The organism is Psychrobacter sp. DAB_AL32B (genome assembly GCF_002224105.1).
GTDB lineage: Bacteria > Pseudomonadota > Gammaproteobacteria > Pseudomonadales > Moraxellaceae > Psychrobacter.
On record NZ_NEXU01000052.1, the window covers coordinates 39,294 to 64,417 of the forward strand.

The following is a 25,124-nucleotide window of genomic DNA, read 5'->3' on the forward strand; positions in this document are numbered from 1 at the left end:
TTTAGATTATGATGATTCGCTATGCTTCTTATTTTATCGCAGCGCTGCTACCGTTATTGCTATTTCGCTGGTTTGCACCGGCGTCAATCGGTGAGATTGATTTTTGGCTACTGTGGCTACTAGCTATGGTTTTGGTTTCGCTACCAGTCATTTATGCTGAGATAGCATTGGCTTATCGCAGTGCGGAAGATCCTTTGGCCGGTATGCAAAAGCTCACTCGAGAGGCGGATGCCAGTTCGCTATGGCGAGGGTTTGGTTGGCTTGCCGCCTTAGTTTCTATCATTATTGCCGCGCTCGTCATATCTGGTGCAAGCACTGGCATATTAACAGCTTTAACTGAGCTTAATAGTGCGCCTGATGTCCCAAGCTTTGCGATTGCTGCAGGTTTAATGGTCATTGCTGTGTTATTAAGCTTATTAGGTGTGACGCCTTTACCAATTGGTTTGGGTTTAATGTTGGTTGGTTTACTGTTCGGGCTGGCAAACGGCTTGCCAAACATTACCTTTGCGATGACCAATGTCAGCTTAGGCGAATGGGCAAGGGCGGTTGCATTGGCGTTGGTCAGTGTTGGCGCGGGTACAGGCTTATACTGGTTCGGTCAAAATCTAGTGACCAAACAAGCAGTAACTGCGGTAGGAGCCGACAATCATAATGCGCAAAAATCGTCTCACGCTCATGAAGTAAGTGAATATCGGGCAACCAAACTGGTGCTACCTATTTGGATATTGCAGTTGCTGGTTGGGGTGGTGGCTTTATTTATTAGTGGTATGGCGCTACCGCCAATAGGTCAGCTATTATACTGGGTTGGCGTGCTGTTCGTGGTTAGCTACTTGCTATACTATAGTACTCAGCAATTAGCGCATCAATTTGGATTGCTGGTAAGCTTGGTATTAACTTTTACTATAGCGCTGCTCTTAGTTGTTGCCATACCGACCATTTGGCTGGTGGGTATACTGGTTATTATCAGTAGTATTGCGGTATTATTATTGTCTGTTTTTGCAGGTTGGCAGATGAAAATCAGCCATTTGCGTAAGTCTTTGAACTTTGGCAATGAAGCTTTTTATAACTTGTGGCGAATCGCAATACGTTTGATTGTACCGCTGGCGTTATTGTTAGCATTGATAGGTTGGGTGATGCAGTGGTTAAGCTAATAGCGGATGAAGGTCAAGTTAATAACCCTAATGCTGTGCCGGATTCTCAGCAAGGTAGTATTCAAAAAACGACTATGATGACAGTGTATTTAGCGTATGCTGAAGAGGCGCAGTGCCAGCATTATCTAAGCTTACAAGTCAGTTATGCTACAACTTTGTATGAGGCATTGGCGCAAGCAGGTTGGTTGACAGAGTTTGAAGGGTTGGCAAGATGGTGCGAAGAAGTAGCTGATATTGTAACGCCAACGGCTAAACGTTGGCACGTCGGAATTTATGCGCAAAAGCAGCCACTCAGCTATCTATTGCAACCTTTTGACCGGATAGAGGTCTATAGAAGCTTAAACGCTGATCCTATGTCTCAGCGTAAAAGTAAATCTCGAGGTTGATACTTAAAGCTTGTTATTAAAGCTATTATTTAGGTAGTGTTTCTACACCTTGAATGCGGGTGACTATACCATTATCATCAAAGTAAATAACTAAATGCTGGCTGGCATTATTAACATCAGCGATACCTTTGCGGCGACCGTCTGTCCCTGCTTGATAGTCATAAATATAATCCCAGCGTTTAGGCTCTAGCGTGTCTTTAATCGCTGGGCTACCAAGAATATAAAGTACCTGATTTTGATTCATACCCACTTGCAGTTTTTGCGCTTGCGTTTGAGTAATAGGTGTTCCTTGCGGCAAATCAATCTTGTAAACACTCAGTAATGAGCAGCCAGACATAGCAACAGAGGCGCTAAGCATGCTGGTAATGACAATCTTGCGTAATGTGCTTGCAGGGCTTAACGGACGTAAATTTAAGGTCTTTATCATGGTAAGATGACTCATAAAAAATGGGTTAGGTACGGCTAAGGACGGTGGATGTTGGTCTTGCCGAAAATCTTGGATAAATGATACGTCATTTACTTGCAATTGCCTACCACTTACGACATTATTTACCAAACGATATCTTAGGTCATTTATTATTTATATTTTAAATTCATAGACTTGTGGTTCTGTTTTTAGAAAAAAATGTGTTAGAAATATGCTTACTAGTAGCTAATTCTGTATGATTCTAAGTTTTTCATAATCAATAACTGCTAACCATTGACGATTGTTTATCTCGTGTTTTTTGAATTTATTTGCTAAGACTTTCATAGTCAGAAGGGATATTATGGCTTCTTTTACCAATCAAGATTTACGTAGAGCGGGTTTAAAAGTAACATTACCGCGCATCAAAATTTTAGAGCTGCTCGAGAGTGCCGAGTTGCATCATATGAGTGCAGAGGAGGTGTATAAGGCACTAATTGAACAAGGCGAAGATGTGGGTCTAGCGACCGTCTATCGCGTATTGACTCAGTTTGAGCAAGCAGGTATTGTCGAGCGCCATAATTTTGAAAATAATTTATCAGTGTTTGAAATTACCCAAGAAGAGCATCATGACCATCTGGTTTGTGATGTTTGTGGCAAGATTATCGAGTTCCATAATAATATCATTGAAGAAGAGCAGATAAAAGTAGCGGCAGAACATGGCTTTAAGCTATCGGGTCATTCCTTGGTGCTCTATGGTATTTGTAATAACCAAGCCTGTAGAGACAGCGCTAAGTAATCATTTTAAATTGATGATAATTTGCTTGTATTTATGTGTATTATTTTACGCTCACTAATGATAGAAAACGCATAAAAAAAGCCCTTATATATGATAAGGGCTTTTTTTGGGTGTTAATTTTATGAGCATGAAACGTTATGAGTATTAAACGTTATGAATATTGCTGAAAAATAATCGTTAAGTGATATCTAACGACAAACTATCGGCGCCTTCATCTAAATTAGCGTTACCATTTTTGCTGCTAAGTTTAATTTTTAAGCGCAAATCATTAGGAGAGTCAGCATGGAGAATTGCTTCTTTGTAAGTAATCTCACCATTTTCATATAAATCAAAGAGCGCTTGGTCAAAGGTTTGCATGCCGCTATCGCGTGAGCGCGTCATGACATCCTTGATTTCATGAATTTCGCCTTTACGGATATAGTCACTAATCAGCTGAGAGTTTAATAAAATCTCAATAGCAGCACGGCGTCCTTTACCGTCAGGCGTTGGAATCAATTGCTGAGCAATAATAGCTTGAAGATTCAGGGATAAATCCATAAACAATTGGTTGTGGCGGCTGGTTTCAAAAAAGTGAATGATACGATCAATCGCTTGGTTGGCGTTATTGGCGTGTAAGGTTGCAAATACCAAATGCCCCGTTTCTGCATATTGGATTGCATAACTCATAACTTCGAGGTTGCGAATCTCACCAATCAAAATTACATCAGGCGCTTGGCGTAAGGTGTTTTTTAGACCGGCTTCAAAAGAGTGAGTATCGATACCGACTTCGCGCTGGGTAATAATACAACCGCGATGTTTATGTACAAACTCAATGGGGTCTTCGATAGTAATAATATGACCATGAGAGTTTTGATTACGGTGTCCAATCATCGCTGCAAGGGTGGTCGATTTACCGGTACCCGTTGCACCCACTAATAGAATAATACCGCGCTTTTTCATTGCCAGCTCTTTTAGCGCTGGCGGCAGACGCAGCTCTTCGACCGTCGGGATTTTATTTTCAATTTTCCGTAAAATCATCCCTGCCATATCTCGCTGTATAAAGGCACTGACTCGAAAACGTGCTTGCTGGGCTTGATCGGTAATCGCAAACTGGCATTCGTTCGTCTCTTTAAACTCTTGTTGCTGGCTGGGCGTCATCACACCTTTGACCAGTCTCATGGTTTGCTCAGCCGTTAAAGGCGTTTTACCAACGGGCAGAATTTTGCCATTGATTTTCATGGAAGGCGCGACATCCGCCGTAATGAAAAGATCGGAGCCGTTTTTATTGATCATCAATTGTAAAAGTTTATCAATGTCCATAACGTACCTATATGTTCGATAAAATGTGCAATAAGTAGAGTAAAATTTGCTTCAATAAACTTTTGAAAATCGCGAATAATGACCATTAAAATAAAGCCGATCAAAAATCTGTCATTGTCATTGTGTTATTTGCTAAAGTTCAAGGTTATAAAAACTAAGGTTACAACCAGCTAAAAATAAAAGAGATACACTCAAAATAGCATTCTGCTGGGATAACTTTTCCTTGTTTGCTGTGTGCTTTGCACTCCAGAGGCTTCGAGAAATTTATCCCAGCAACACTGTATCGCTCTTAGAGTGGGTCGACTATATAACTAATAATATAAACCAATATTATATAAAGGCCTCAGGCTGCTTAGCATAAGGTCGTGCGACGTCTTTGCTGATGGTGCCTTTTGATACTAGGTTTTTAAGCGTTTGATCGAGGGTAATCATGCCGTCACCTGCACCCGTTTGGATAGAAGAGTACATTTGGGCAATTTTGTTTTCACGTATCAAGTTACGAATAGCGGGCGTACCCAGCATAATCTCATGCGCAGCAATTCGTCCACCAGTTTGACGACGTAAGAGCGTCTGGGATATCACTGCTTGTAGCGACTCCGATAGCATCGCACGAATCATATCTTTTTCAGCAGCAGGGAATACGTCAATGACACGGTCGATGGTTTTTGCTGCGGAGCTGGTGTGCAAAGTCCCAAAGACTAAGTGACCAGTTTCAGCTGCGGTTAGGGCCAAGCGTATGGTCTCAAGGTCACGTAGCTCGCCAACTAGAATAACATCGGGATCCTCACGTAAAGCTGAGCGCAGTGCTGCATCGAAACCTAACGTATCGCGGTGTACTTCACGCTGGTTGATCAAGCTCTTTTTAGACTCGTGAACAAATTCAATTGGGTCTTCAATGGTCAAAATATGCTCTTTACGGGTTTCATTGATATAATCAATCATGGCCGCCAGCGTCGTTGATTTCCCTGAGCCAGTTGGACCGGTTACTAACACTACGCCGCGCTTAAAGTCGGAGACGCGTTTGAAGACTTCACCCATTCCTAAGTCTTCCATGGTGAGAACTTTTGACGGAATCGTACGAAAGACTGCGCCAGCACCGCGATTTTGGTTAAAAGCATTTACCCGAAAACGTGCTAAATTAGGAATCTCAAAAGAGAAATCCGTCTCAAAGAATTCTTCAAAGTCAGCACGCTGCCTATCATTCATGATGTCATAGATAAGCTGATGCACCACTTGATGAGTCATTTCTGGCATATTGATACGGGTCATCTCGCCGTCGACTCGAATCATCGCTGGCATGCCGGCTGAAATATGTAAGTCTGAGGCTTTATGCTTGACTGTAAAGCGTAGTAAATCTTCGATGCTTAAATTGTTTTTTTTAGCCATAATCGGATATTCCTATCAATAAATAAGGGTAAGCCAAAACAACATAGAAGCAAGCAATAAGCATGATTATATGACATTATTTAAACCAATCTCTCTAAGATAGGCTAGGCTGGACTATGATTGTTACTATTGCTATCGTTTTTAGCAGCATATGTTAAACCATGTAACAATATCATAACAAGACTCTGCCTATTTAACCATCTACTAACTGAATAAAATGTAAAAATAGCTTATAAGCACTTTTTTATTCAGGTCAATAAACGTCATTTTTATTAAAATTTATTTCTACCATAAAAACAGTATATGCCAATCGTCTTTTAAAATAATTCAGTGTTTAATCTATAAGAGTTTTTTATGAATGCTACTTCTCATCAAAAAAATATAACTAACGCCTCTGCCAATCTTATAAATAATGAAGGGGACGTTCAGAATCTTACCCTCATTAAAAATTGGCAGCAGGTAGGCAAGCAAGTGGCACAGGCTTGTGAGCAAGCAGGTAGACAGACAAATAGCGTTACCTTGCTTGCGGTATCTAAAACCAAGCCTGTTGAAATGATTGCGACTTTAGCGCGTCAAGGGCAGCATGATTTTGGCGAAAACTATCTGCAAGAGGCTATCGATAAAATCAAGACGTTGCAAGGACAGGCAGAGTGCGATCATATCGTTTGGCATTATATCGGTAGTATTCAGCGTAATAAAACACGCGATATCGCTGAGCATTTTGATTGGGTGCAAACGCTTGAGCGTGACATTATTGCTAAGCGTCTTAATGACCAAAGACCCGCTGAGCTGCCACCTCTAAACGTCCTGATTCAGATTAATATCGATAATGAAGACAGCAAGTCAGGCTGTTTGCCAGAGCAACTTCCAGAATTAATAACAGTCATCAAAGCTTATGAGCGTTTGCAATTGCGCGGGCTGATGATAATTCCTGCCAAAGCAAACACGGATGCTTTTAAGCGAACCAAGCAATTATTTGAAGAGATTAAGCGTGAACACCCAGAACTGAGTCAATGGGATACGCTTAGCATGGGCATGAGCGACGATATGGCTGATGCCATTGCTAGTGGCTCCACTATGGTGCGCGTTGGTACTGCAATATTTGGTGCGCGTGCTTGATCGACTTTTAAGAAAGTATAGCGCTACTGTTATTGGTTTTTCGTAGCCTCTGTCTGCGCAGGCACAGCAAGCAAGAAAAATAATAATAGTAGCGCACTATGATATTCGCTTTCCTTGTATTTAAGACACCAGCTAATAAGCAATTATCAAAGGTGAAGCACAGCATTTATTCAATGACATCTTCAAACTTTGTCACTAGCAGCTGAGTGATTTTGAGATTATCGGTCGCGATAATCTCAAAACGATAATTGGCATACTCGACGCTGTCTGTTTTTTTAGGAATTTTACGTAGCATATACATCATAAAGCCGCTGATGGTTTCGTAATTTTGGCTATGCGGTAAATTGACCATGCCCAATGAGCGAATTACATCTTCAATGGGTGTCATGCCATCAATCAGCCAAGAGTTGTCCGTGCGCTGGACAATCGGCTGCTCCTCTAAGGTTACCAGCTCGCCCATAACGATGCTCATCACGTCTTTGAGGGTAATAACACCAACGACCAACGCGTACTCATTTACAATGACGGCAAAATCTGCACCCGTTGATTTAAACGTTTCAAGCACTTCAAACAACGATAAGGTATCGGGAATAAACAGGGCAGGTTTTAGCAACGCTTTGTCCGTTAGACAAACTTCTTGCTGCTCAAGTACCGAAGCTAAAAAGCTGCGTGATTCTACATAACCAATGATATGTTCTAAATCATCGTCGTTACAGACCAAGAATTTATTATGCGGCTGCTTAATCATCACCTGAACCACCTGTTCGGTACTGGCTTTGGTATCGAAATAAACAATATGTTCACGTGGATTCATCACTGAGGTGACGGTACGCTCCTGCATATCGAAGATGTTGGCTATTAGATGATGTTCTTGCTTTTTAAGTACGCCAGCTTCAGCACCCGCATCCATGACGGCATAAATGTCTTCTGGCGTCATATCGTCTTGACGTACAGTTGAGATGCCTAACAACTCAAAGATGACGTTTGCTGCCCCATCAAATATCCAGATAACGGGTTTGAATATAAAAATCAATAGCATCATTGGTCGTACGAGGCGTATAGCGATAGTCTCAGTGTTGGACATTGCCAGCCGTCTGGGCATCAAATCGGCGAGTAAAGAGAATAAGCTGGTAATCAAAACGAAGGATATAACCGATGATGCTGCTTCATTATTAACCAAAAGCTGTAAGTATGGGCTAATTGCTGACTCACCCACGGCACCCGCTGAAATAGCGACTGCGTTTAAAACCACTTGTACAACAGTGATAAAGCTACCAGGGTGCTCTTGCATTTTAAGGACGTCAAATGCTCGAACATCGCCTTCTTTTGCGATGATTTGCAGCTTAATTTTGCGCGCTGCTGCGATTGCAATCTCGGCAGCTGATACAAAGGCGCTTAAGGCAAGCAATAAAAGGAGAAAGATACTAGCGGTTAGCAAACTCATGAAGTACTCGGATAGAAATAGATAGGATAGATAAGGTAGATCAATTGAAAATAATGGTTGGAAGGTTTTAAAACAAAAGAATTTTTATGTTGAGAAGTTATTTATGCACAAAAACTAAAAAAGCTGGGCAAGCACCCAGCTAATTATAAAACAGTTTGATTATATTATATAAAAACTTAAATTTATCAAACCTTTAAAAAAGCACTCTAAAAGGTTGTTGATGATAAATTCAGCGTCAAGGCTTAGCCTTTTATTGACCACTTATTGACGAGTGGATAACGGCGCTCACGACCAAAGGCTTTATGGCTAATCTTGGTGCCAATCGGTGCTTGTGAGCGTTTATATTCGCTACCATCGACCATCTGGATAACCTTAGCGACCAAATCAGCATTGAAGCCTTTGTCGACAATATCTTGATAGCCCATATCTTCATCGATATATGACATTAAGATACCGTCTAGCACATCATAATCAGGCAAGCTGTCTTGGTCTTTTTGATCGGGACGCAGCTCAGCGGATGGCGGACGAGTAATGACGCGCTCAGGGATAACAGGTGTGTCTTCTAAACGATTGCGATAGCTGGCTAACTTATAGACTTGTGACTTATACACGTCTTTTAAGACGTCAAAGCCGCCAGCCATATCACCGTATAAGGTTGAATAGCCAACTGCCAGCTCTGATTTATTACCGGTCGTGATAACCAAATGCCCGAATTTGTTGGATAGCGCCATTAGTACGACACCACGCGCGCGTGCTTGGATATTTTCTTCCGTGGTATCAGCAGGCGACTTGTTAAACAGTGGCGCAAGGGTATGACGGATCCCTTCGACCGCATCGAAAATAGGACAAACGGTATAAGAGACATTCAAGCGTCGTGCTTGTGCTTGTGCGTCTTCTAGGCTGATTTGTGAGGTATATTCGTACGGCATCATAACCGCGTAAACCTTATCAGCGCCCAATGCATCGACAGCGATACATAATGTTAACGCTGAATCAATGCCGCCCGATAAGCCAATGATGATGCCAGTAAATCCTGAAAGATTGACATAATCACGCAAACCGACGACCAAAGCTTGATACATCTCTGATTCACGGCTCAATGACAATGGTGCTTTGGTTTGTGTATCGAATTTTGCTGTCTTCACATCATAGGTTGCTAGCAGCAATTGATTCATAAAGCGTGAGGCTTCATGCGCGACACTACCGTCCGCTTGAATCGCCATAGAACCACCGTCAAATACCAAATCATCCTGACCGCCAACGGCATTAAGATAAATAATCGGTAAGTTATTTTCGCGGCTACGTTTGGCGAGCATCGTTTTACGATTGTCTTGTTTTTCAATCTCAAACGGTGAGGCGTTTAAGCTCACAATAAGGTCAGCGCCTTGCTTTTTAAGCTCCGCAATAGGACCTTTTTCCCATAAATCTTCACAGATAAGCAGACCAATGGTCATGCCTTTATAGTCAAATAAGACTTGATTGCGACCTTTGTCAAAGTAACGGCGCTCATCAAACACGCCATAGTTTGGCAAGATTTGTTTGTGATAAAAACCTTTTTGATGACCGTTATGTAAAATAGCTGCCGAGTTAAACGTTCCATGATGATCGACATGCGGATAGCCAACAATCATCACGATATCATCGATATCACTTAGCGACGATAACGCGCTTTTGATACGACCTGATAAACTTGGGCGTAATAGTAAATCTTGCGGCGGATAGCCTAATAGTCCTAGCTCCGGAAAGATAATTACATCGGCACCTTGCTCACGTGCCTGTAGCGCTAATGTACGCATTTTTTCGGCATTGGCTTTGATATCGCCCACTAAAAAGTGTGATTGTGCTAAAGCAAAAGTAACGCTATCTTTTGGTTTAGAAGCCTTGTTGGCTACATTAGAAGAAGTAAGGTTGGGGTTGTCAGAGTCTTTTGTCGTGTCTTTTGACATTGTTATTGTTCCTATCAATAGGTTGTTTAAATTTGTTGAATCCGTCTTGGTTTCAAATAAAACCAAATCAAAGTATTTTTCCGAAATCGACGCAAAATATGAATTTTCAATCATTCACTCAAAATACGATGCTTTAATATTGAATCGATATAATGAGTGCAACGCTTGTATAGGCATGAATGTCATGCTTATTTGTAATACCAACATAGGTAGCGCTGCTCTGAAAATTAGATATTACTATCGTCTAGAGTAGGCTAACAAACGAGGATTGCGAGAAATAATTTTAAAAATGCTAAAGGCTTATTAAGATAAAAATAAATAAAGCCAAGCCAACGTAGCGGCATTTAAAAGTTTAAATTAATTGCTTTAGTATAACATCAATTACCGCTACTAATAGAACCGGCCAGTGATTTAGCTGGCTAGATGTCGGATCTAAAAATGAATAAAAAAGCAATGGCTGGCTAGGCTTTTGGTCAGATAATGCTATTTTACGATTATTGATAGTTAACCTATTTAGAGGTAGATGCGGCATAAAGAAAGTTGTAAGTAAAGATTACAACATAGCCTTATTTATTTGGGCTATTTTGTTGCATACTATGATAGTAAATCAACTACATTCGAAGCAAAAATTTACCCAAACCTGTACTATTTAAAACTCTCGCTAATGGATAAAAATTACGGACCTCGTCGGTAATTGATGTGACCCATTTATAAGCTTTACAGTAGAGCCATATTAGGTTGCTGCTGTCCGCCCTTGGTTTATACAATATGATTGAAAACTGGACAAAAGAATTTATTATTCAGCGCTTACTGGCGATTACCTTATTAATCGTGCTGTTCGTGTTGTGTTTCCAAGTCGTACAGTTTTTTATTGTACCGGCATTGTGGGCGGCGATTTTGGCATATGTCACCTTTCCTATCTATAATTTTTTTCATCAAAGAGTCAGGTTTAGTTCAAATTTGAGCGCGGCTATTATGACCGTGAGCATCTCTTTGATGATAGGTGTGCCTTTGGTGGTCGGTATATTCATCTTGCAGCAAGAAGCGTTAAGCCTAATTAGCAATTTAATCTATCGTATTAAAGTAGGGTATTTGGATGTGCCTGACTCTATCAAAGATTTGCCATTTATAGGGCAGCAAGTCAAAGACATCCTATGGAGAATCAATAAAAATCCCGACGGGACGCTAGAGGCCTTTCGTCTTTGGGTGCAGTCACATTTATACTATGGCAAAGTCGCGTTTGATGTGGTGTTTGGTGGTTTTGCTAAGCTTGGTATGGCGCTCATGACGATATTTTTCTTTTACCGTGATGGTACCAGCTTGATTCGCCAAATCCGCCAAGCATTACGTAATATTATTGGCAATCGTATCGATGGTTATATTGACTCTGTTGGTACGACTACGCGTGCGGTAGTCTATGGTATTGGTCTGACTGCATTGGCTCAGGCAATGCTAGCTGGTATCGGCTATTATTTTGCGGGTGCACCAAGTCCTATTTTGCTGACGATATTGACTTTTATCATCGCCTTAATTCCATTTGGCACACCATTCGTTTGGGGCGGCGTATCGATTTTTCTACTTAGCCAAGGACATACCGTTGAAGGTATTGGCTTAGCGCTATGGGGAATCCTAGTGATTAGCTGGGTTGATAACCTTATCCGTCCTATCGTCATTAGTGGCGCCACCAAAATTCCTTTTATCATCATCTTTATTGGTGTGTTGGGCGGTTTGACAGCTTTTGGTTTTGTGGGTTTGTTTATCGGTCCTGTGGTGTTAGCAATCGGACTTGCCGTATGGCGTGAATGGATATCGCAGCATAAGAATGAGTTGTTTGCTCAGCAAGAAGTGATGTTAGCTGATGGTCAAAACATACTCAAAAACAATGAACAGAATCAAAAAACAGCTGACTAACAATGACGTAATAAACGATCAGTTAGAATATTAATTCTCATGAATAAATGAGTTGTCAGTAAATATAGATTATATAAAAAAGCCTATATCAATAGAAAGGCTTACCACTATTAAATGAAACGGTTGTGAATACTATGGAAAACAGGGTAGATACTATTAAAAATATCACGATTGTGGCTGATAGTAATATCGCAAACCTTGATGATTTTTTTAATGCTTCGACACTTGGACAGGATGCTGAGCGGCAGGTGAAGGTAATTCGTGTTGTTGGACGTGATATCAATGCGAAATTGCTGGCAGAATGTCAGCCAGATGTATTGTTGATACGCTCTGTGACCCTAGTAGGGGAGGCATTATTAGCTGATAATCATAGTGTGAAGTTTGTCGGTTCTGCGACTATCGGTACCGATCATGTTGATCAAGATTATTTGGCGACACGCAATATCACTTTTGCCAATGCTGCTGGTTGTAGCAAGCATTCAGTCGCGCAATATGTATTGACCGCGATCTTAACCTTGCGTCCGCAGTATTGGCAGCAATCCCTGCCACCATTAACATTGGGTATCATCGGGCTTGGTAATATTGGCAGCACGCTTGCTCAGTATGCCAGTGATTTGGGCTGGCGAGTATTGGGTTATGATCCATTGCTATCAACTTCGGACATTAATAACGCTAGCCTTGAGCAGGTTTTGAGCCAAAGCGATGTAGTCAGTCTTCACGTCCCTTTAACAGATAAAAAAGGTGAGGATAAAGCCAGCAACGGCAGCGATTATCCAACACGTCATCTCATCAACGCAAAGTCTTTGGCAATGATGTCGCCGCATACCATGCTGATTAATAGTGCACGCGGACCGGTAATTGATGCAAGTGACCTTGTAGCGGATATCGAGCATACTGGGCGGCAAGTGGTACTTGATGTGTTTGAATACGAGCCGCAGGTGTCTGAGGCTTTATTATCCAAGCTGGCGATTGCCACACCGCATATCGCAGGTTATACGGTTGAAGGTAAGCTGCGCGGCACGCAAATCATTTATGATGCCCTATGTGAAAAATTAGCAGTAATACCCACTCAATCTATGCATACTTTATTACCGCTCAATATGTTTTTATGGTCTGAGCTCAAGGCACATCCAGATAGACTGATAAAATTTTATGACATTAGGCAAGATGATGCTTCATTAAGAAATAAAATAGCTGATGGGCAAGTAAATGGTGCTGACTTTGACCAATTGCGCCGTGACTATCGCTTACGCCGTGAATGGCAGTCTTAAAAGTTAAGTATCACCATTTAAACCCCTGTTTTTAGGATTCATGAGGCGTAGTAGACAGTAATGAGCCAAGCAATTAATCAGCCTTTATCTGAACCCAGCTATGCCCCAACCATGACCTTGGCGATGGCGCAGCAGCGGGCGCAATTCATAAACGCTATCCGTCAGTTTTTTACCAATCGGCAAGTGCTGGAAGTGCAGACGCCGCTCCTATCGCAAGCAGGTAATACCGATACCTTTTTGCAGTCAGTTGCGGCGCAAGTCACCTATCAAGATAAACCTTGTACTTATTATCTTCACACCTCACCTGAATTTTCCATGAAGCGTTTACTGGCCAGCTGGCAAGTACCTATTTATCAGATTTGCCCCGTCTTTCGCGATAACGAAATAGGCGTACGGCACAATATTGAATTTACTATGCTTGAATGGTATCAGCCAAATTATAGCCTAGACAATATGGCGGCCGAGCTTGGTGAGTTATTGGAGAAGCTTTATGGCTATCCAATTGTGATGAGTCATTATCGCTATATCGACGCCTTTATGGATTTTGTCGGCATTCATCCGCTGACAGCCAGCCTTTCAGCCTTACAAGCGGTAGCAGAAGATAAAGGTCTGACCGGTTTTGATTTTAATGCTGACGCCAGCAGCTCAGATAATAGTGATGAAAATCGGCGTCAAAGCTGGTTAGATTTACTATTTAGCCATGCGGTCGAGCCAAATCTGGGTCACGATTTGCCGACGTTGATTATAGAGTATCCGCCAGCCACTGCCGCATTAGCAAAAACAGATTTTGACAAAGACGGCAATAAAGTTGCTAAGCGCTTTGAGCTCTATATCAATGGCATTGAGATTGCCAATGCCTATGACGAGCTGGCAGATGGGCAGGCGTTGAGAGCGCGTTTTGAGCAGGATAATCTATTGCGTCAGCGCCACGATTTACCACAAATGCCTATCGATGAGCATCTATTGGCTGCGTCTGATGACTTGATACCTTGTAGCGGTATTGCGGTTGGTATTGATAGACTGCTCATGGTTATAACTGGTGTAAAGAGCTTAGAAAAGGTGATTCCGTTTCCAAGCGGTTTGGCTTGATGATTTATTAAACAGTCCATCATAAAAAAAGCGAGTAAGCCTTTCGACTTACTCGCTTTTTTTGCTTTAATTCTTATGGAGATTGGCTTTATTATAATTTTGCGACAGCCTCATCAATGGCCGTCTCACCATTATGCAGACTAAATACTTTCTTAATGGTGTTATCGCTATTTAATACAGCAGCTAGCGTGTTGGCAACATCTTCAATCGAGTTTTCACCGGCTTCATCATCATTGATGGTGATTTTGCCAGTAGATGCGCGTTCTTTTAACGCCCCTGCTTGGACGATGGTGTAGTCAAGGCTGCTATTATTGACCAACCACTGATCAGCATAGTGCTTACAGATATAGTATTCTTTTAAATCAGCAATACCCGGGTTGTTCCATTTGCTGGTATCTAATGAAAAGACTGTGCTTAGCATAATGTAGCGCTTGATACCTTTATCTTGGACTGCTTGCATGGTTTTAACCGCACCATGTAAATCGACTTCTAGAACGTCTTTACCGCCAGAACCAGCGACAAAATACACTGTATCAATATCTTGGTCAATTTGGCTTTGAATAGCGTCTTTTTCGGCGGTGATATCTAAGTCTAGTTGGCTATAATTATCGTCATCAAATAATTTTTCTTCCTGACGGGTAGTACCGATAACTTGATGATCATCTGCTAATAATTGCTTAACCAAATCAGTACCCACTCGACCACTTGCGCCAATCACTAAAATCTTCATAATCATTCCTATTGTTGTATGTGTTCGCTTTATAGTATAAAAACTGCAGATAGCGTAACAACAATAACTGGCATGCTTCGTTATGATGCGTGCAGATTGCATAGTGTTTGGTTATAGAATGTATACCGTTTGCAAGGGAATAACGCGTAGGTAAGAGAGAGGGTTAGAGTAATTTTTAGAGTCAGTTTAACCAACAACGTTTAGCGGACCAAACGATTGAGACCGTCAGCAAAAGCTTTTTTATCACGGTCGCCATAAGGTTTTTGCCCGCTCATTTCTTGTAGCTCGAGCACGCCTGTACCACGCATGGTGTCCATAAAATCACGCATGTTGAGCTTTTGCTTGATATTATTTTTATCATAAACCATACCGCGGGTCGTCAAGACCATGCCGCCTTTGTCTAAAATATCATTGGCCAAAGGAATGTCGCTGGTGATAGCGAGGTCGCCTGGTTGTATTTGTTCGACGATATAGTCATCGGCTTTATCAAAGCCAGACGGCACCACTGTCATGACGAGCAGTGGTGACTTACGCAGCTTAATCGGCTGATTGGCGACGAATATCGCCATCGTTTGCGTGCGCTCAGCGGTTTTGATGATCAAGTCTTTGGCAATTAATGGCACCGAGTCGGCATCTACCCAAATCTGCATTATTTCTGAGCCTTATTTACTTTTGCTTTAGCGTCTACGGCACTATCTATTTGGCTATCTTCAATACCTAGCTTAGTGTTTTCTAAGGTTTGGTCAGTATCAGTAATAACCTTATTATCTACAATAGCCGCTGGTTTTTTATCAAGACCAACTTTATTGGGCAATACGGCAACAAGCTTTGCTAAAGCTGGTTCTAAATCTGCCACATCATTGGGCATCAAGGTAATATGCGCAATTTTGCGGTCGTCACGCTCAGCCTTGTGGTAGCTATGATAATGCACGCCGTCAATATTGAGCACCGCACTGATATCAGGATACTGGCCCAACACATTGACCATAATAGCTGGATGGATATTGTCGGTATCGCCTAATGGTAAATTTACCACGGCACGAATATGATTTTCAAATTGGCTGGTGACAGCGCCCTCAATACTCCAGTGCCCAGAGTTGTGCACACGCGGGGCAATCTCGTTGGCAAGTAACGCGTCATTACCACGAGCGTCTTTGGTCACAAATAACTCAAGCGCCATCACGCCAACATAGCCTAAATGATTCATGACAGTAGTAATCGCATCGGTTGCTTGCTTGAATAAATGACTAGTACCAACAGCAGGCGCTTGAGTTTTGGCCAAAATACCATGATGATGATAATTTTCGACCAAATCATAACAGCGTACCTGACCGTTTTGTGCTCGTGCGGCGATAATAGAAACCTCACGGCTAAAGTTAATAAAACCTTCTGCAATCAATGGGGCAGGCGTTGCGGTAAGAGAGCCTTTACCACTAACGGCATCTTTGAGGTCTTGCCAAGCCGCTTTGATATCACTGTCTTGCTTAATCACAAACTGACCTTTACCGTCGTAACCGCCGCGACTGGTTTTCAAGACGATAGGCAGTCCCAATTCATCACACGCTTGCTTTAATTCGGCTTCAGAATTGACTGCCATAAAGGGCACAGTTGCGATATCAAGCGAGTTAAACATCTGCTTTTCTTTTAAGCGGTCTTGCGCGATATCAAGGGCAATCGGTGGCGGAAACATACCTTGCTTGCTGCCAGATTGCGATAGGCTTGCCAGTTGCTCAACCGTAGTAGTCGGCGTGTTTTCAAATTCTAAAGTAAAGACATCGGCAGCCTCAATAAATGCTTCTAACTGCTCACTAGTAAAAACACGGCCGTATAGGCTGGCAGGGCAATCAGCGCTGTCTTCTAAAAAAACGCACTGATAGCCTAACGGCATGGCTGCTTCGGCAAGCATCATACCAAGCTGACCACCGCCTAAAATACCGATAGTACGAATGGTTTGGGTAACAGGATAAGCGTTCGCTGTAGTCATGGCAGGCTCTTTGAATTAAAAATGAATAGGGTTTTTGGGGTATAAAAATCTAACAATTAATTTCTTGAAATAGGAAAAGGTGCAATGTATGCACCTTATGTTTATTACCGCTCATCTAAAAATAATGCTTGAGTTGAGAACTTGTATATTCAAACAATGGTCATTAGAGATAAAGACGGCTACTATTCACTTTAATGCAGCAAATGATCATTAGTTATTGATAATACCTGGTGTTGGGCTGGCAAGAATAGTGTCGGTTTGCGATAGACGTAGATGATCGAGCTTACTAGCAATCGACTCATCATGCAAAGCTAAGACTTGAATAGCAAGCAGGGCAGCATTATACGCGCCTGCGGCACCAATTGCTAAAGTGCCAACGGCAACGCCTTTAGGCATTTGTACGATAGACAGTAGACTATCCCAACCACTGAGCATCGATGATTTTACAGGGACACCAAAGACAGGCAGCGGTGTTTGACTGGCACACATACCGGGCAAGTGAGCGGCTCCGCCTGCACCAGCGATGATAACTTGCAAGCCGTTACCTTTGGCACTTTTGGCATAGTCAAACAATCTGTCAGGGGTACGATGTGCCGAGACCACTTCACAATCAAAAGCAATATCAAAATCTGCTAGCAATTGCGCTGCGGCGCTCATGGTCGCCCAATCCGATTGTGAGCCCATGATAATGCCAACTTTTGGTTGCCCAGCAGGAGAGGTGATAGGGCTGTTTTGATCAATCGCGTTAACCGTAGCTGATGTGGTGCTCATGCTTTGATATCCTCAAAAAGACCATCATACAAAAGTTTTGCTGCATTCGTAAAGCCAAGTTTGCTGTTTAATACAGAAGCTGGGTTAATAGCAATGATATTGCTGAGCTGTATTACCGTCTCAATCGTGTAGGTATTGTACAAAATTACTGGCTTTTAATGACAGTGGCTGTTCGGTATCGAGCTGATAGCAGGTCATATAACCGCTGTCTACTGCTGCTGAATAATCAGTACAAACGACTTGTGGACTCAGTGGTTCAGGTTCTCCTGTTAGCCAATAATGACCAACGAACACTGGTTTATCAGTTTTGAGAGCGAAATCGATATTTTCAGCCAGTACGTCACTTGGAATTTGTGCCAAGGCTGATGCAGGCGCACGAGCAACCTCATGAATAGTGCGTTTATTCAGCTCCTCAAGCCACCAACGTACCCGTACTCGCGTGCGTTTAGTACCTTCTTTATCAATCATCACAATACCCTCAGGTAGCGGTACTTCTACGCCTTTTAATACTCGCTCTAGCGCGTCAAATGGCGCAGTACCTTCTTTAGACGTGGCTATTAACCCCTGCAGCGTTAGGCAATTATCGTCAGTTAATAGCGGCTTTAGTACCGCCATACTATCTACATCCCAGCAGGCATGCACAAAGCAAGCGTAGTCTGTTTCAATCCATAATGGGATTTCATATAACCGCTGTAGCCAATATTGATGGCTCTCTGAACCAAACGGCACTTCTGCCAAAAATGCTTCATGTTGACGTATATGTATTTCATTATGTGAGCGTAAATACTGGGTATGATCACTAGGATCCAGGGTAGCAAATGCCAACGCATTATATTCATGATTGCCCATTACCGCATCAGCCACGTCCGCATCAAGCATGGCAAAGACGGTCTCTAACGTCGCTACTTGCTGCGAGCCACGGTCAATTAAATCACCAATAAATAGCGCCCGATGACCTGATGGCGGCACAAAATGCTGACCATTATGAACATAGCCTAATTGTTTTAGCAGACCGACTAGCTTATCTGCATAACCATGAATATCACCGATAACATCTATAATCATAATAAATCATCAAATTTAAAGATAAAATTGCCCACAATATAAAGCCATATTAACAACCGTTCAATCATTTAAACGGTTAGTAGAAATAAGAAGCTCGTACAAAGTAAAAATTAGCAGCGCTTAAAAACCAGGCGACAATAGCGCATTTAGGAAATGCGGCAGTACTTGTGGCTCTAAAATAATCGTTGCTATTACCCCAAACGCGCCACCCCACAAGTGTGCCAAGTGATTGATATTTGAGCCGCCACGTCTATCTGAATAGATGCTATAAGCAACATAAGCGACCGCGAATAATATTGCTGGGATAGGGATAACTGCAAATAGATAAATCTTTTCCCAAGGCGCGAGCAAAATAAAAGCAAAAAGTACGGCTGATACGCCACCTGACGCACCAAGGCTTAGATAACTGGCGTTTTTTTTATGCTTAATATAGCTTGGAATGATCGCGACAATAATGGCGAGTACATAAAAAACCACGAAGCCATAACCGAACAAAAACGGCTGATATAAACCTTCGATAGCTCGACCAAAAAAATACAAGGTAAACATATTAAATAGGAGGTGCATACTATCAGCGTGAATAAATCCATGAGTGACAAAGCGATCCCATTGACCATTATTTACCGCTGGTGGATAAAAAATAAGTCGATTAAAGAGGGTTTTGTTTTGCCACGCTAATAAACTGATAATAACCGTGATTATAATAATAAGCGTTGTATGGTTAAACAATGGATAATCCTTAGGCCGAGCCTGATAAACAGCAGTGATATATGTGGCAATGCTTAAAGCCTAAGTATTATGGCTGAATAACACTTAAATCTGACCAATCATAAAAAGTTATATGCTCATATTAACGATAGTAGCAGTGATGATGCAAAAACCAATAGGCGACAAAATTATGCTTTAATGATTGTTTATATCGAATAATATAACACCGTATTAGGCAGAATGAGTAATGCTTCGTATACTGACCGTAACGATTGACGTTATCGAAAAATAATGCACTGATATTATTCAATTATTGCTTATCGAGTGCGCAATTCTTGCGATATCTCTACGATAAAAGGCAATTAATATACCAACATTGCCAACGAATTACTCAGTTTTGTAAACGACTTCTTTGGTAAGCGATTTATAAAACGCGGCCTATAGAGATAAATAAACAATTTTTAACTATTTAACATTAACGCTGATAGAGACAGTAACTTATGAGTATCATCGATCAACTAGAACAAACGGTTACCCCAGCTGTGTTAGGTGACAAGAGTAGCGTGTCCCATGTCAGCTTATTAGAGCAGTTTTATGCAATTTTGGTGGCGCGCTTAGCATTGCCACAAGTCTACTCACAATTACTGCGTGATGATCAGATAATTACTGCTGACAATGCCGCACAAACGCCTTTATTTGAGCAGCTATGGCAAGCACCAAAGGTAAGGCGAACCATGATTCAAGAGCTTGCAGCAACCCATCATATTGATGAGTTTGCGACTATGCAATTGCTCATGAATGCCGCGCCACTTGCCTATCATGAGCTCAAGGTACTTGCAAACGGTCAGTTTTTGCCCGCATTTTTACAAGGCGAGCAACCCTCATTGCGCCATTATTTGCCGACATGGTCAGCACCCATCATTACCGCTTCACAGAATCCTGATGATGAGTTGTTTAATAATCAAAGTGTGATAGCAGATGCCAATATAGCAGCAACGATACCTGTCGCCTTAAGTAAATATGAGGTCGCTGATGCTAGTGCCATCAACCCATCGACAAACTTGCAGACAGAACCTGCTGTCGAAAACTTCGATAACTTCGATAACCTAAGTACAGATGCTATTCATGCCAGTCCTGCGGATCATCATTTAGCGGAAAACAAAGACTTGAGGCGCGAAAAAGTTCGTACCCGCAATCAGCGTAATGATCTGTTGTTATGGACATTTGTATTACTAGGAGCGATCACAGCCATTGGGCTGGTGTGGGCATTATTAATCAAGCCAAATGATACGCCACCAGTTGAAGCTGTAGAGACAGCGCCTGTAGTAGTAGCACCTGTGACTGCGGCCCCAGCGCAAGTATTAACGCCGATTGAGCTTATTGTTGGGGTGGATAATAACGGTAGTTTATACACTTGTAGCGCCTCAGTCGGTGACGCAGCGCTACAAAGTATACTGCAACAAGCACTTAATACCAGTTTCGGTGAGCAGGCAAGTATGTGCCAGCTGACAGTACAAACGGGCGTTGCCAACAGCGTTGCTAATATGCCTATAGAAGCGTTACCGAATATGCTGACATTGTTGAGATCGACTCCATTTGCTCGTTTGCACTTGAAAAATGACCGTATCACCTTAGAAGCGCCAGACAGTATGCAGCTTCAGCGTTTGGTTACGGATATACGCACTTTGATGCCAGCAGTCATGATTGACAGTACTGCGCCCCTACCATTACCTGACAATTTTAATAACGGTAGTAATGTTGATAATGGTGCGGGAGTAGAGGATGAGACGGCAATGAACAGTTCAAGTAGTTCGAATAATCAATTCCAAAATGATGGTGTCCCTGCAAACAACCCTTATAACAATAGCAATAATGTGGAATATCAGGCGTCAGATGATGATACAAATGATAATGTGATGCCCGCTCCTGCAAGAAATAACAATGATTTCAATAATGTACCTGCAAGATCAAACGGTCCGATCTCCTTATCTGAAGCAGATGAGATGGCAAACAATGTCATCGTGGTTGAGCCTGCGCAAGTCAGAAGATAAAGAACACTGTTTTAACAAAATAATAAAGAGTTAAAAAAAGTGCCCTATAAGGATTTTTATAGGGCACTTTTAATATGTTTAGAACAAAATATAGGTTTTAAATAAGCGAAACTTTATGTTCTAAAATAATTCGACGTATGCCGTTTATAACTACGGCATTCATAACTACGTCATTCATAATCATGCTGCCAGTCCTTTCTATGTTAGTAGTTTGTACTTTATAGGCGCTATAGTTACGAGTAACAACTGAAATATTACTTAATGTAGCATTTGTACAACAGCGCGTTGATTGTGAATGCATGCTTAATACTTTTATAATACAAAAGTTGGATATAGTCGTCGCTAATTTTCGCCGCGTGGCTTTTTATTGCTTTTGGGTTATTAGCTAGTATCGTTTATTACCTAATACCAAAGTTCTATTTTTTGAGAACTCAAATTGTATAAGACAAGCTACTTAAAATAATTATTAATTGAGGAATGACACCATGGATATTATCAGTCACTTAACACGGACGGTGAGCCCAGCAGTATTGGGTGATGATCACAATCCTGCCAAGAAAAATTTGCTTGAACAGTTTTACGCTATTTTTGCGGCCCGACTAGCAGATAATGATACCTATAATCGTTTTGCCAATGACAATATCGCGCATGATGACCAAGGTTTCTATGATCGGGTATGGACGGAAGACACCCATCGTGACCAAATTGCTCGAGAGCTTGCCGGCAAACATAATGTCGATGTCACGGCTGCGCGTGGTCTGCTTGCTATGGCAGCGCCACTTGCCTATCACGAAATAAAAAGCTTGGCTGGTACAACGCCAGTACCACAGTTTTTAAATGATAATCTTGCCAACTATCAGCATCATATTCCTGTATGGGCAAGTGCTGTGTTGCCTGCTGGCATGATTGCCGCTGCACCTGCTGGTGAACGCATTTCTACTACCACAACTACGGCCCCACTGGGACGTGAAGAGGAAAAAGATGGCAGCTTTATGAAAGCGCTACTGCCTATCATTGGACTGATTATTTTAGGTGCCTTGGCTTGGGCGCTATTAAGAGGTTGCCAAGACAATCCTGAGCCGGTTGGTACGCCCGTTATTACCGAACAACAGGCAGCTAATAGCGATGGATCTGTCGCTGCTAGTATTGAGCCTGCGTCGTTGCGTATCGCTACGGGCGAAAATAGTGAGCTATATGCTTGCCGTATGAATGTTGGTAATGACACGCTACAAAGTAATGTGATGACTGCCCTCAATGGCGTCTTTGGTGATGATGCCAATAATTGCCGTGCGGATGTCGATAACAGCTTCTCAATAGATATGCCAGCTGCTACTCAGCTTGCTACTATTTTACCTATATTTAAAAACGTACCAAATGCCAGCATGCTGATCAAAGGCAATGAGATTACCGTCAATGCCCCTGACGCTGCCGCTCTAAGCAAGCTAGTGGCTGACTTACAAGCTGCTGCGCCAGCAATGACGGTGATCGCTGAAGGTCCATTAGATGCTCAAAGTGAGATTGATAACAGCCTGACAGCCTCTCAAGCCGCTATGGACAATCTTGGTGAGAATCCAGATCCTCGTGACGTGGCTCGTGCTCTAAGTCTACAAGTAGTTAATTTTGAAGTGGATAAGGCTGTCATTCCAGATGCTAATAAAGCGCTATTAGACCGTGCAGTTAAGTTGATGGAACAAGTGCCCAATATGAAGCTCATGATCATTGGTCATACCGATAAAACAGCGGATGCTGCCTACAATATGAAGTTGTCACAAGAGCGTGCCCAGTCGATGAAAGATTATTTGGTAGCACAAGGTGCTGACCCAAGTAAGCTGATGACCAAGGGTATGGGTGAAACCGATCCTGTGGCCGACAACTCAACTGAGCAAGGTCGTTTCCGTAACCGCCGTATTGAGTTTGTGGTATATGACGAGACTGCTACGGCAAACGATGGTATAGCAATTGGCAACAGCGCGCTTGATCCAGACTTGAATCCATTGGACAGCGATAATGATGATTTAATGCCTGATGCTGATGATCGCGGTGTAAGCACAAATATGCCAGATCCAGATTTGAACCCATTAGATCGTGATAACGATGATTTGATGCCAGATAGTGATGACGCCAGCCGTGGTAGTGCATTAGACCCGAAAGCAAGCAATTAATAACCCGAAAGTAAAGTATTAATGACGGGTCCTCAGTAATTGACTGGTATCAAAGGTTCGTCTTAAATTAAATTCTAAAACAGAAAAACCGCATCTTAATTAAGGTGCGGTTTTTATTTTGCTAAAAATATTTTTTACAAAGATTGTTTATAATTAGTCGGATCTTTTAATTCAGTGTTAGCTAATGCTTGAGGTTCTGCTTGAACAGGAAAGAACGTCTGTAAGATATTATCTTTTGCCTGTTGCCAATACTCAAACTGCTGACAAGTAGATTCGAGGTCGCCTTGCCAAACTGGTATCTGTCCACACATGGTTTTAATGCGGCTTTGATTGGGATAAGGCAGGTCTTGTGCCGCTTTTGCTGCCTCATGAGCGGCAACGCGATCGTTACAAACTAGAGCAATGTCGCAACCCGCTTCAATCGCTGCTGTGACGCGCGCACTGACATCGCCAGCGGCTTGCGCCCCTGCCATAGATAAGTCATCAGAAAATAAGACGCCATCAAACTTAAGCTGATCTCGAATGATATCTTTGAGCCAAATTTTTGAGAATCCCGCTGGTTTATTATCTACTTGTGAAAAAATAACATGTGCTGGCATTAAAGCATCAAGCCACGGCAGCGTTTGCGCAAAAGGCTGCATATCGCTATTTATAATCTCATCTAAACTACGATTATCGATGGCTTCCGCCACATGTGAGTCCGGAGCGATAGCACCGTGACCCGGGAAGTGTTTACCTGTGGTTGCCATACCAGCCGCTTTCATCCCGCGCATAAACTGGGTAGCCAAAGCGGTAATAGCTTGGGGTTCATGATGAAAGCTGCGATCACCGATGACTTGGCTGATACCGTCTCTATCGAGCACCGGCGCAAAACTCAAATCAATCCCGACGGCCAATACTTCTGCTGCCATCAGGTAGCCACAATCGTAAGCGCAGCTAAGGGCGTGGCTGGAATCTTGATTAAATAACTCACCGAGCTTGCCCATCGCTGGCAATGGCGTAAAACCGTTACGTAGGCGGGCGACACGGCCACCTTCTTGATCAACTCCGATGAGTATATCCGCATTGTGATAACGTATGTCGTCACACAACGTGCGCACTTGCGCCGCATCTGCCACGTTTCGAGCAAATAATATGACCCCGCCAACTTGGGCTTGTTTGATTAAGCTGACATCTTCAGCAGTCAGTGCAGTACTATCGATATCAATCATTAAGACGCCATACATTGCGTGATCCTTATTATGCTATACATTGTTATATGATAAGTTAAACGGAAAAACGATGATAAATGACATCCATAATGCATCGCTATTAGGATCTTATTATGACAGCTATTACGAGCCGAGCATAATGTAGCAGATTAATTGATTTGCATGCATTGGCTGATATTTATTAAATAGACATATCTAATTGATAAGCTAGAAAGTTTGGTATGTGAGAGCGTAGCGT

The 25,124-nt window shown here is 42.2% G+C and carries 21 protein-coding genes; 9 read left to right on the plus strand and 12 right to left on the minus strand.

Annotated features, from left to right (window positions below):
- Nucleotides 1-8: 8 nt before the first annotated feature.
- Together CAN34_RS06025 and CAN34_RS06030 are read left to right on the plus strand one after the other, a co-directional pair.
- A complete protein-coding gene (locus CAN34_RS06025; protein ID WP_089554881.1) occupies nt 9-1,151 on the plus strand; it encodes a hypothetical protein in 1,143 nt (380 codons plus the stop codon).
- Entirely contained in the window at nt 1,139-1,537 is a 399-nt protein-coding gene (locus tag CAN34_RS06030) for an RnfH family protein (protein WP_089554882.1), read from the plus strand. The genes CAN34_RS06025 and CAN34_RS06030 overlap by 13 nt, the downstream gene beginning before the upstream one ends.
- 25 nt (nt 1,538-1,562) lie before the next feature.
- On the opposite strand, the gene CAN34_RS06035 is transcribed toward CAN34_RS06030, so the two are convergent.
- On the minus strand, nt 1,563-1,979 hold the full coding sequence (locus CAN34_RS06035) for an outer membrane protein assembly factor BamE (protein WP_089554923.1): 417 nt from the start codon (nt 1,977-1,979) through the stop codon (nt 1,563-1,565).
- A gap of 325 nt (nt 1,980-2,304) precedes the next feature.
- Between CAN34_RS06035 and fur the strand changes: the two genes are divergently transcribed.
- Entirely contained in the window at nt 2,305-2,739 is a 435-nt protein-coding gene (gene fur, locus CAN34_RS06040) for a ferric iron uptake transcriptional regulator (RefSeq protein ID WP_089554883.1), read from the plus strand.
- Nucleotides 2,740-2,916: 177 nt separating this feature from the next.
- Here the strand turns inward: fur and CAN34_RS06045 are convergent, their stop codons facing one another.
- Entirely contained in the window at nt 2,917-4,038 is a 1,122-nt protein-coding gene (locus CAN34_RS06045) for a PilT/PilU family type 4a pilus ATPase (protein WP_079690793.1), read from the minus strand.
- Between the two features lie 330 nt (nt 4,039-4,368).
- Nucleotides 4,369-5,424 (minus strand): type IV pilus twitching motility protein PilT, encoded by a 1,056-nt coding sequence (locus tag CAN34_RS06050; protein ID WP_089554884.1) that lies wholly within the window; start codon nt 5,422-5,424, stop codon nt 4,369-4,371.
- A gap of 354 nt (nt 5,425-5,778) precedes the next feature.
- Between CAN34_RS06050 and CAN34_RS06055 the strand changes: the two genes are divergently transcribed.
- Nucleotides 5,779-6,543, plus strand: coding sequence for a YggS family pyridoxal phosphate-dependent enzyme (locus CAN34_RS06055; RefSeq protein WP_089554885.1), 765 nt, complete (start codon nt 5,779-5,781; stop codon nt 6,541-6,543).
- 166 nt (nt 6,544-6,709) lie between these two features.
- Here CAN34_RS06055 and CAN34_RS06060 read toward each other — a convergent pair whose 3' ends face one another.
- Together CAN34_RS06060 and CAN34_RS06065 are read right to left on the minus strand one after the other, a co-directional pair.
- Nucleotides 6,710-7,987 carry a hemolysin family protein gene (locus CAN34_RS06060; RefSeq protein WP_089554886.1) on the minus strand — a complete coding sequence of 426 codons (1,278 nt, stop codon included), beginning with the start codon at nt 7,985-7,987 and terminating at the stop codon, nt 6,710-6,712.
- Nucleotides 7,988-8,229: 242 nt separating this feature from the next.
- Nucleotides 8,230-9,933 (minus strand): NAD+ synthase, encoded by a 1,704-nt coding sequence (locus tag CAN34_RS06065; protein ID WP_089554887.1) that lies wholly within the window; start codon nt 9,931-9,933, stop codon nt 8,230-8,232.
- Between the two features lie 768 nt (nt 9,934-10,701).
- Here CAN34_RS06065 and CAN34_RS06075 point away from each other — a divergent pair.
- From CAN34_RS06075 to epmA, 3 genes are all read left to right on the plus strand, one after another.
- Nucleotides 10,702-11,844, plus strand: a complete 1,143-nt coding sequence (locus CAN34_RS06075) for an AI-2E family transporter (RefSeq protein WP_089554889.1) — start codon at nt 10,702-10,704, stop codon at nt 11,842-11,844.
- Nucleotides 11,845-11,999: 155 nt separating this feature from the next.
- Nucleotides 12,000-13,115: a 4-phosphoerythronate dehydrogenase gene (locus tag CAN34_RS06080; RefSeq protein ID WP_089554924.1), complete on the plus strand. Its 1,116-nt coding sequence runs from the start codon at nt 12,000-12,002 to the stop codon at nt 13,113-13,115.
- 60 nt (nt 13,116-13,175) lie between these two features.
- Nucleotides 13,176-14,204 carry an EF-P lysine aminoacylase EpmA gene (gene epmA, locus CAN34_RS06085; RefSeq protein WP_089554890.1) on the plus strand — a complete coding sequence of 343 codons (1,029 nt, stop codon included), beginning with the start codon at nt 13,176-13,178 and terminating at the stop codon, nt 14,202-14,204.
- 91 nt (nt 14,205-14,295) lie between these two features.
- Here the strand turns inward: epmA and CAN34_RS06090 are convergent, their stop codons facing one another.
- From CAN34_RS06090 to CAN34_RS06115, 6 genes are all read right to left on the minus strand, one after another.
- Nucleotides 14,296-14,934: an NAD(P)H-binding protein gene (locus CAN34_RS06090; protein WP_089554891.1), complete on the minus strand. Its 639-nt coding sequence runs from the start codon at nt 14,932-14,934 to the stop codon at nt 14,296-14,298.
- Between the two features lie 200 nt (nt 14,935-15,134).
- Complete coding sequence (locus CAN34_RS06095) at nt 15,135-15,584, minus strand: YaiI/YqxD family protein (RefSeq protein ID WP_021814375.1); 450 nt, start codon at nt 15,582-15,584, stop codon at nt 15,135-15,137.
- Nucleotides 15,584-16,918, minus strand: a complete 1,335-nt coding sequence (locus CAN34_RS06100) for a 5-(carboxyamino)imidazole ribonucleotide synthase (protein ID WP_089554892.1) — start codon at nt 16,916-16,918, stop codon at nt 15,584-15,586. The genes CAN34_RS06095 and CAN34_RS06100 overlap by 1 nt, the downstream gene beginning before the upstream one ends.
- Nucleotides 16,919-17,128: 210 nt before the next feature.
- The gene (gene purE / locus CAN34_RS06105; protein WP_089554893.1) at nt 17,129-17,689 is read right to left on the minus strand and encodes a 5-(carboxyamino)imidazole ribonucleotide mutase; all 561 of its coding nucleotides are present in this window, start codon (nt 17,687-17,689) and stop codon (nt 17,129-17,131) included.
- A 120-nt stretch (nt 17,690-17,809) separates the two neighbouring features.
- Nucleotides 17,810-18,754: a metallophosphoesterase gene (locus tag CAN34_RS06110; protein WP_089554894.1), complete on the minus strand. Its 945-nt coding sequence runs from the start codon at nt 18,752-18,754 to the stop codon at nt 17,810-17,812.
- Between the two features lie 120 nt (nt 18,755-18,874).
- Nucleotides 18,875-19,483: a rhomboid family intramembrane serine protease gene (locus tag CAN34_RS06115; protein ID WP_089554895.1), complete on the minus strand. Its 609-nt coding sequence runs from the start codon at nt 19,481-19,483 to the stop codon at nt 18,875-18,877.
- A 479-nt stretch (nt 19,484-19,962) separates the two neighbouring features.
- Between CAN34_RS06115 and CAN34_RS06120 the strand changes: the two genes are divergently transcribed.
- Together CAN34_RS06120 and CAN34_RS06125 are read left to right on the plus strand one after the other, a co-directional pair.
- The gene (locus CAN34_RS06120) at nt 19,963-21,513 is read left to right on the plus strand and encodes a hypothetical protein (protein ID WP_089554896.1); all 1,551 of its coding nucleotides are present in this window, start codon (nt 19,963-19,965) and stop codon (nt 21,511-21,513) included.
- A gap of 485 nt (nt 21,514-21,998) precedes the next feature.
- The gene (locus CAN34_RS06125; protein WP_089554897.1) at nt 21,999-23,675 is read left to right on the plus strand and encodes an OmpA family protein; all 1,677 of its coding nucleotides are present in this window, start codon (nt 21,999-22,001) and stop codon (nt 23,673-23,675) included.
- Between the two features lie 134 nt (nt 23,676-23,809).
- On the opposite strand, the gene nagZ is transcribed toward CAN34_RS06125, so the two are convergent.
- The gene (gene nagZ, locus CAN34_RS06130) at nt 23,810-24,901 is read right to left on the minus strand and encodes a beta-N-acetylhexosaminidase (RefSeq protein ID WP_089554898.1); all 1,092 of its coding nucleotides are present in this window, start codon (nt 24,899-24,901) and stop codon (nt 23,810-23,812) included.
- Between the last annotated feature and the right edge of the window lie 223 nt (nt 24,902-25,124).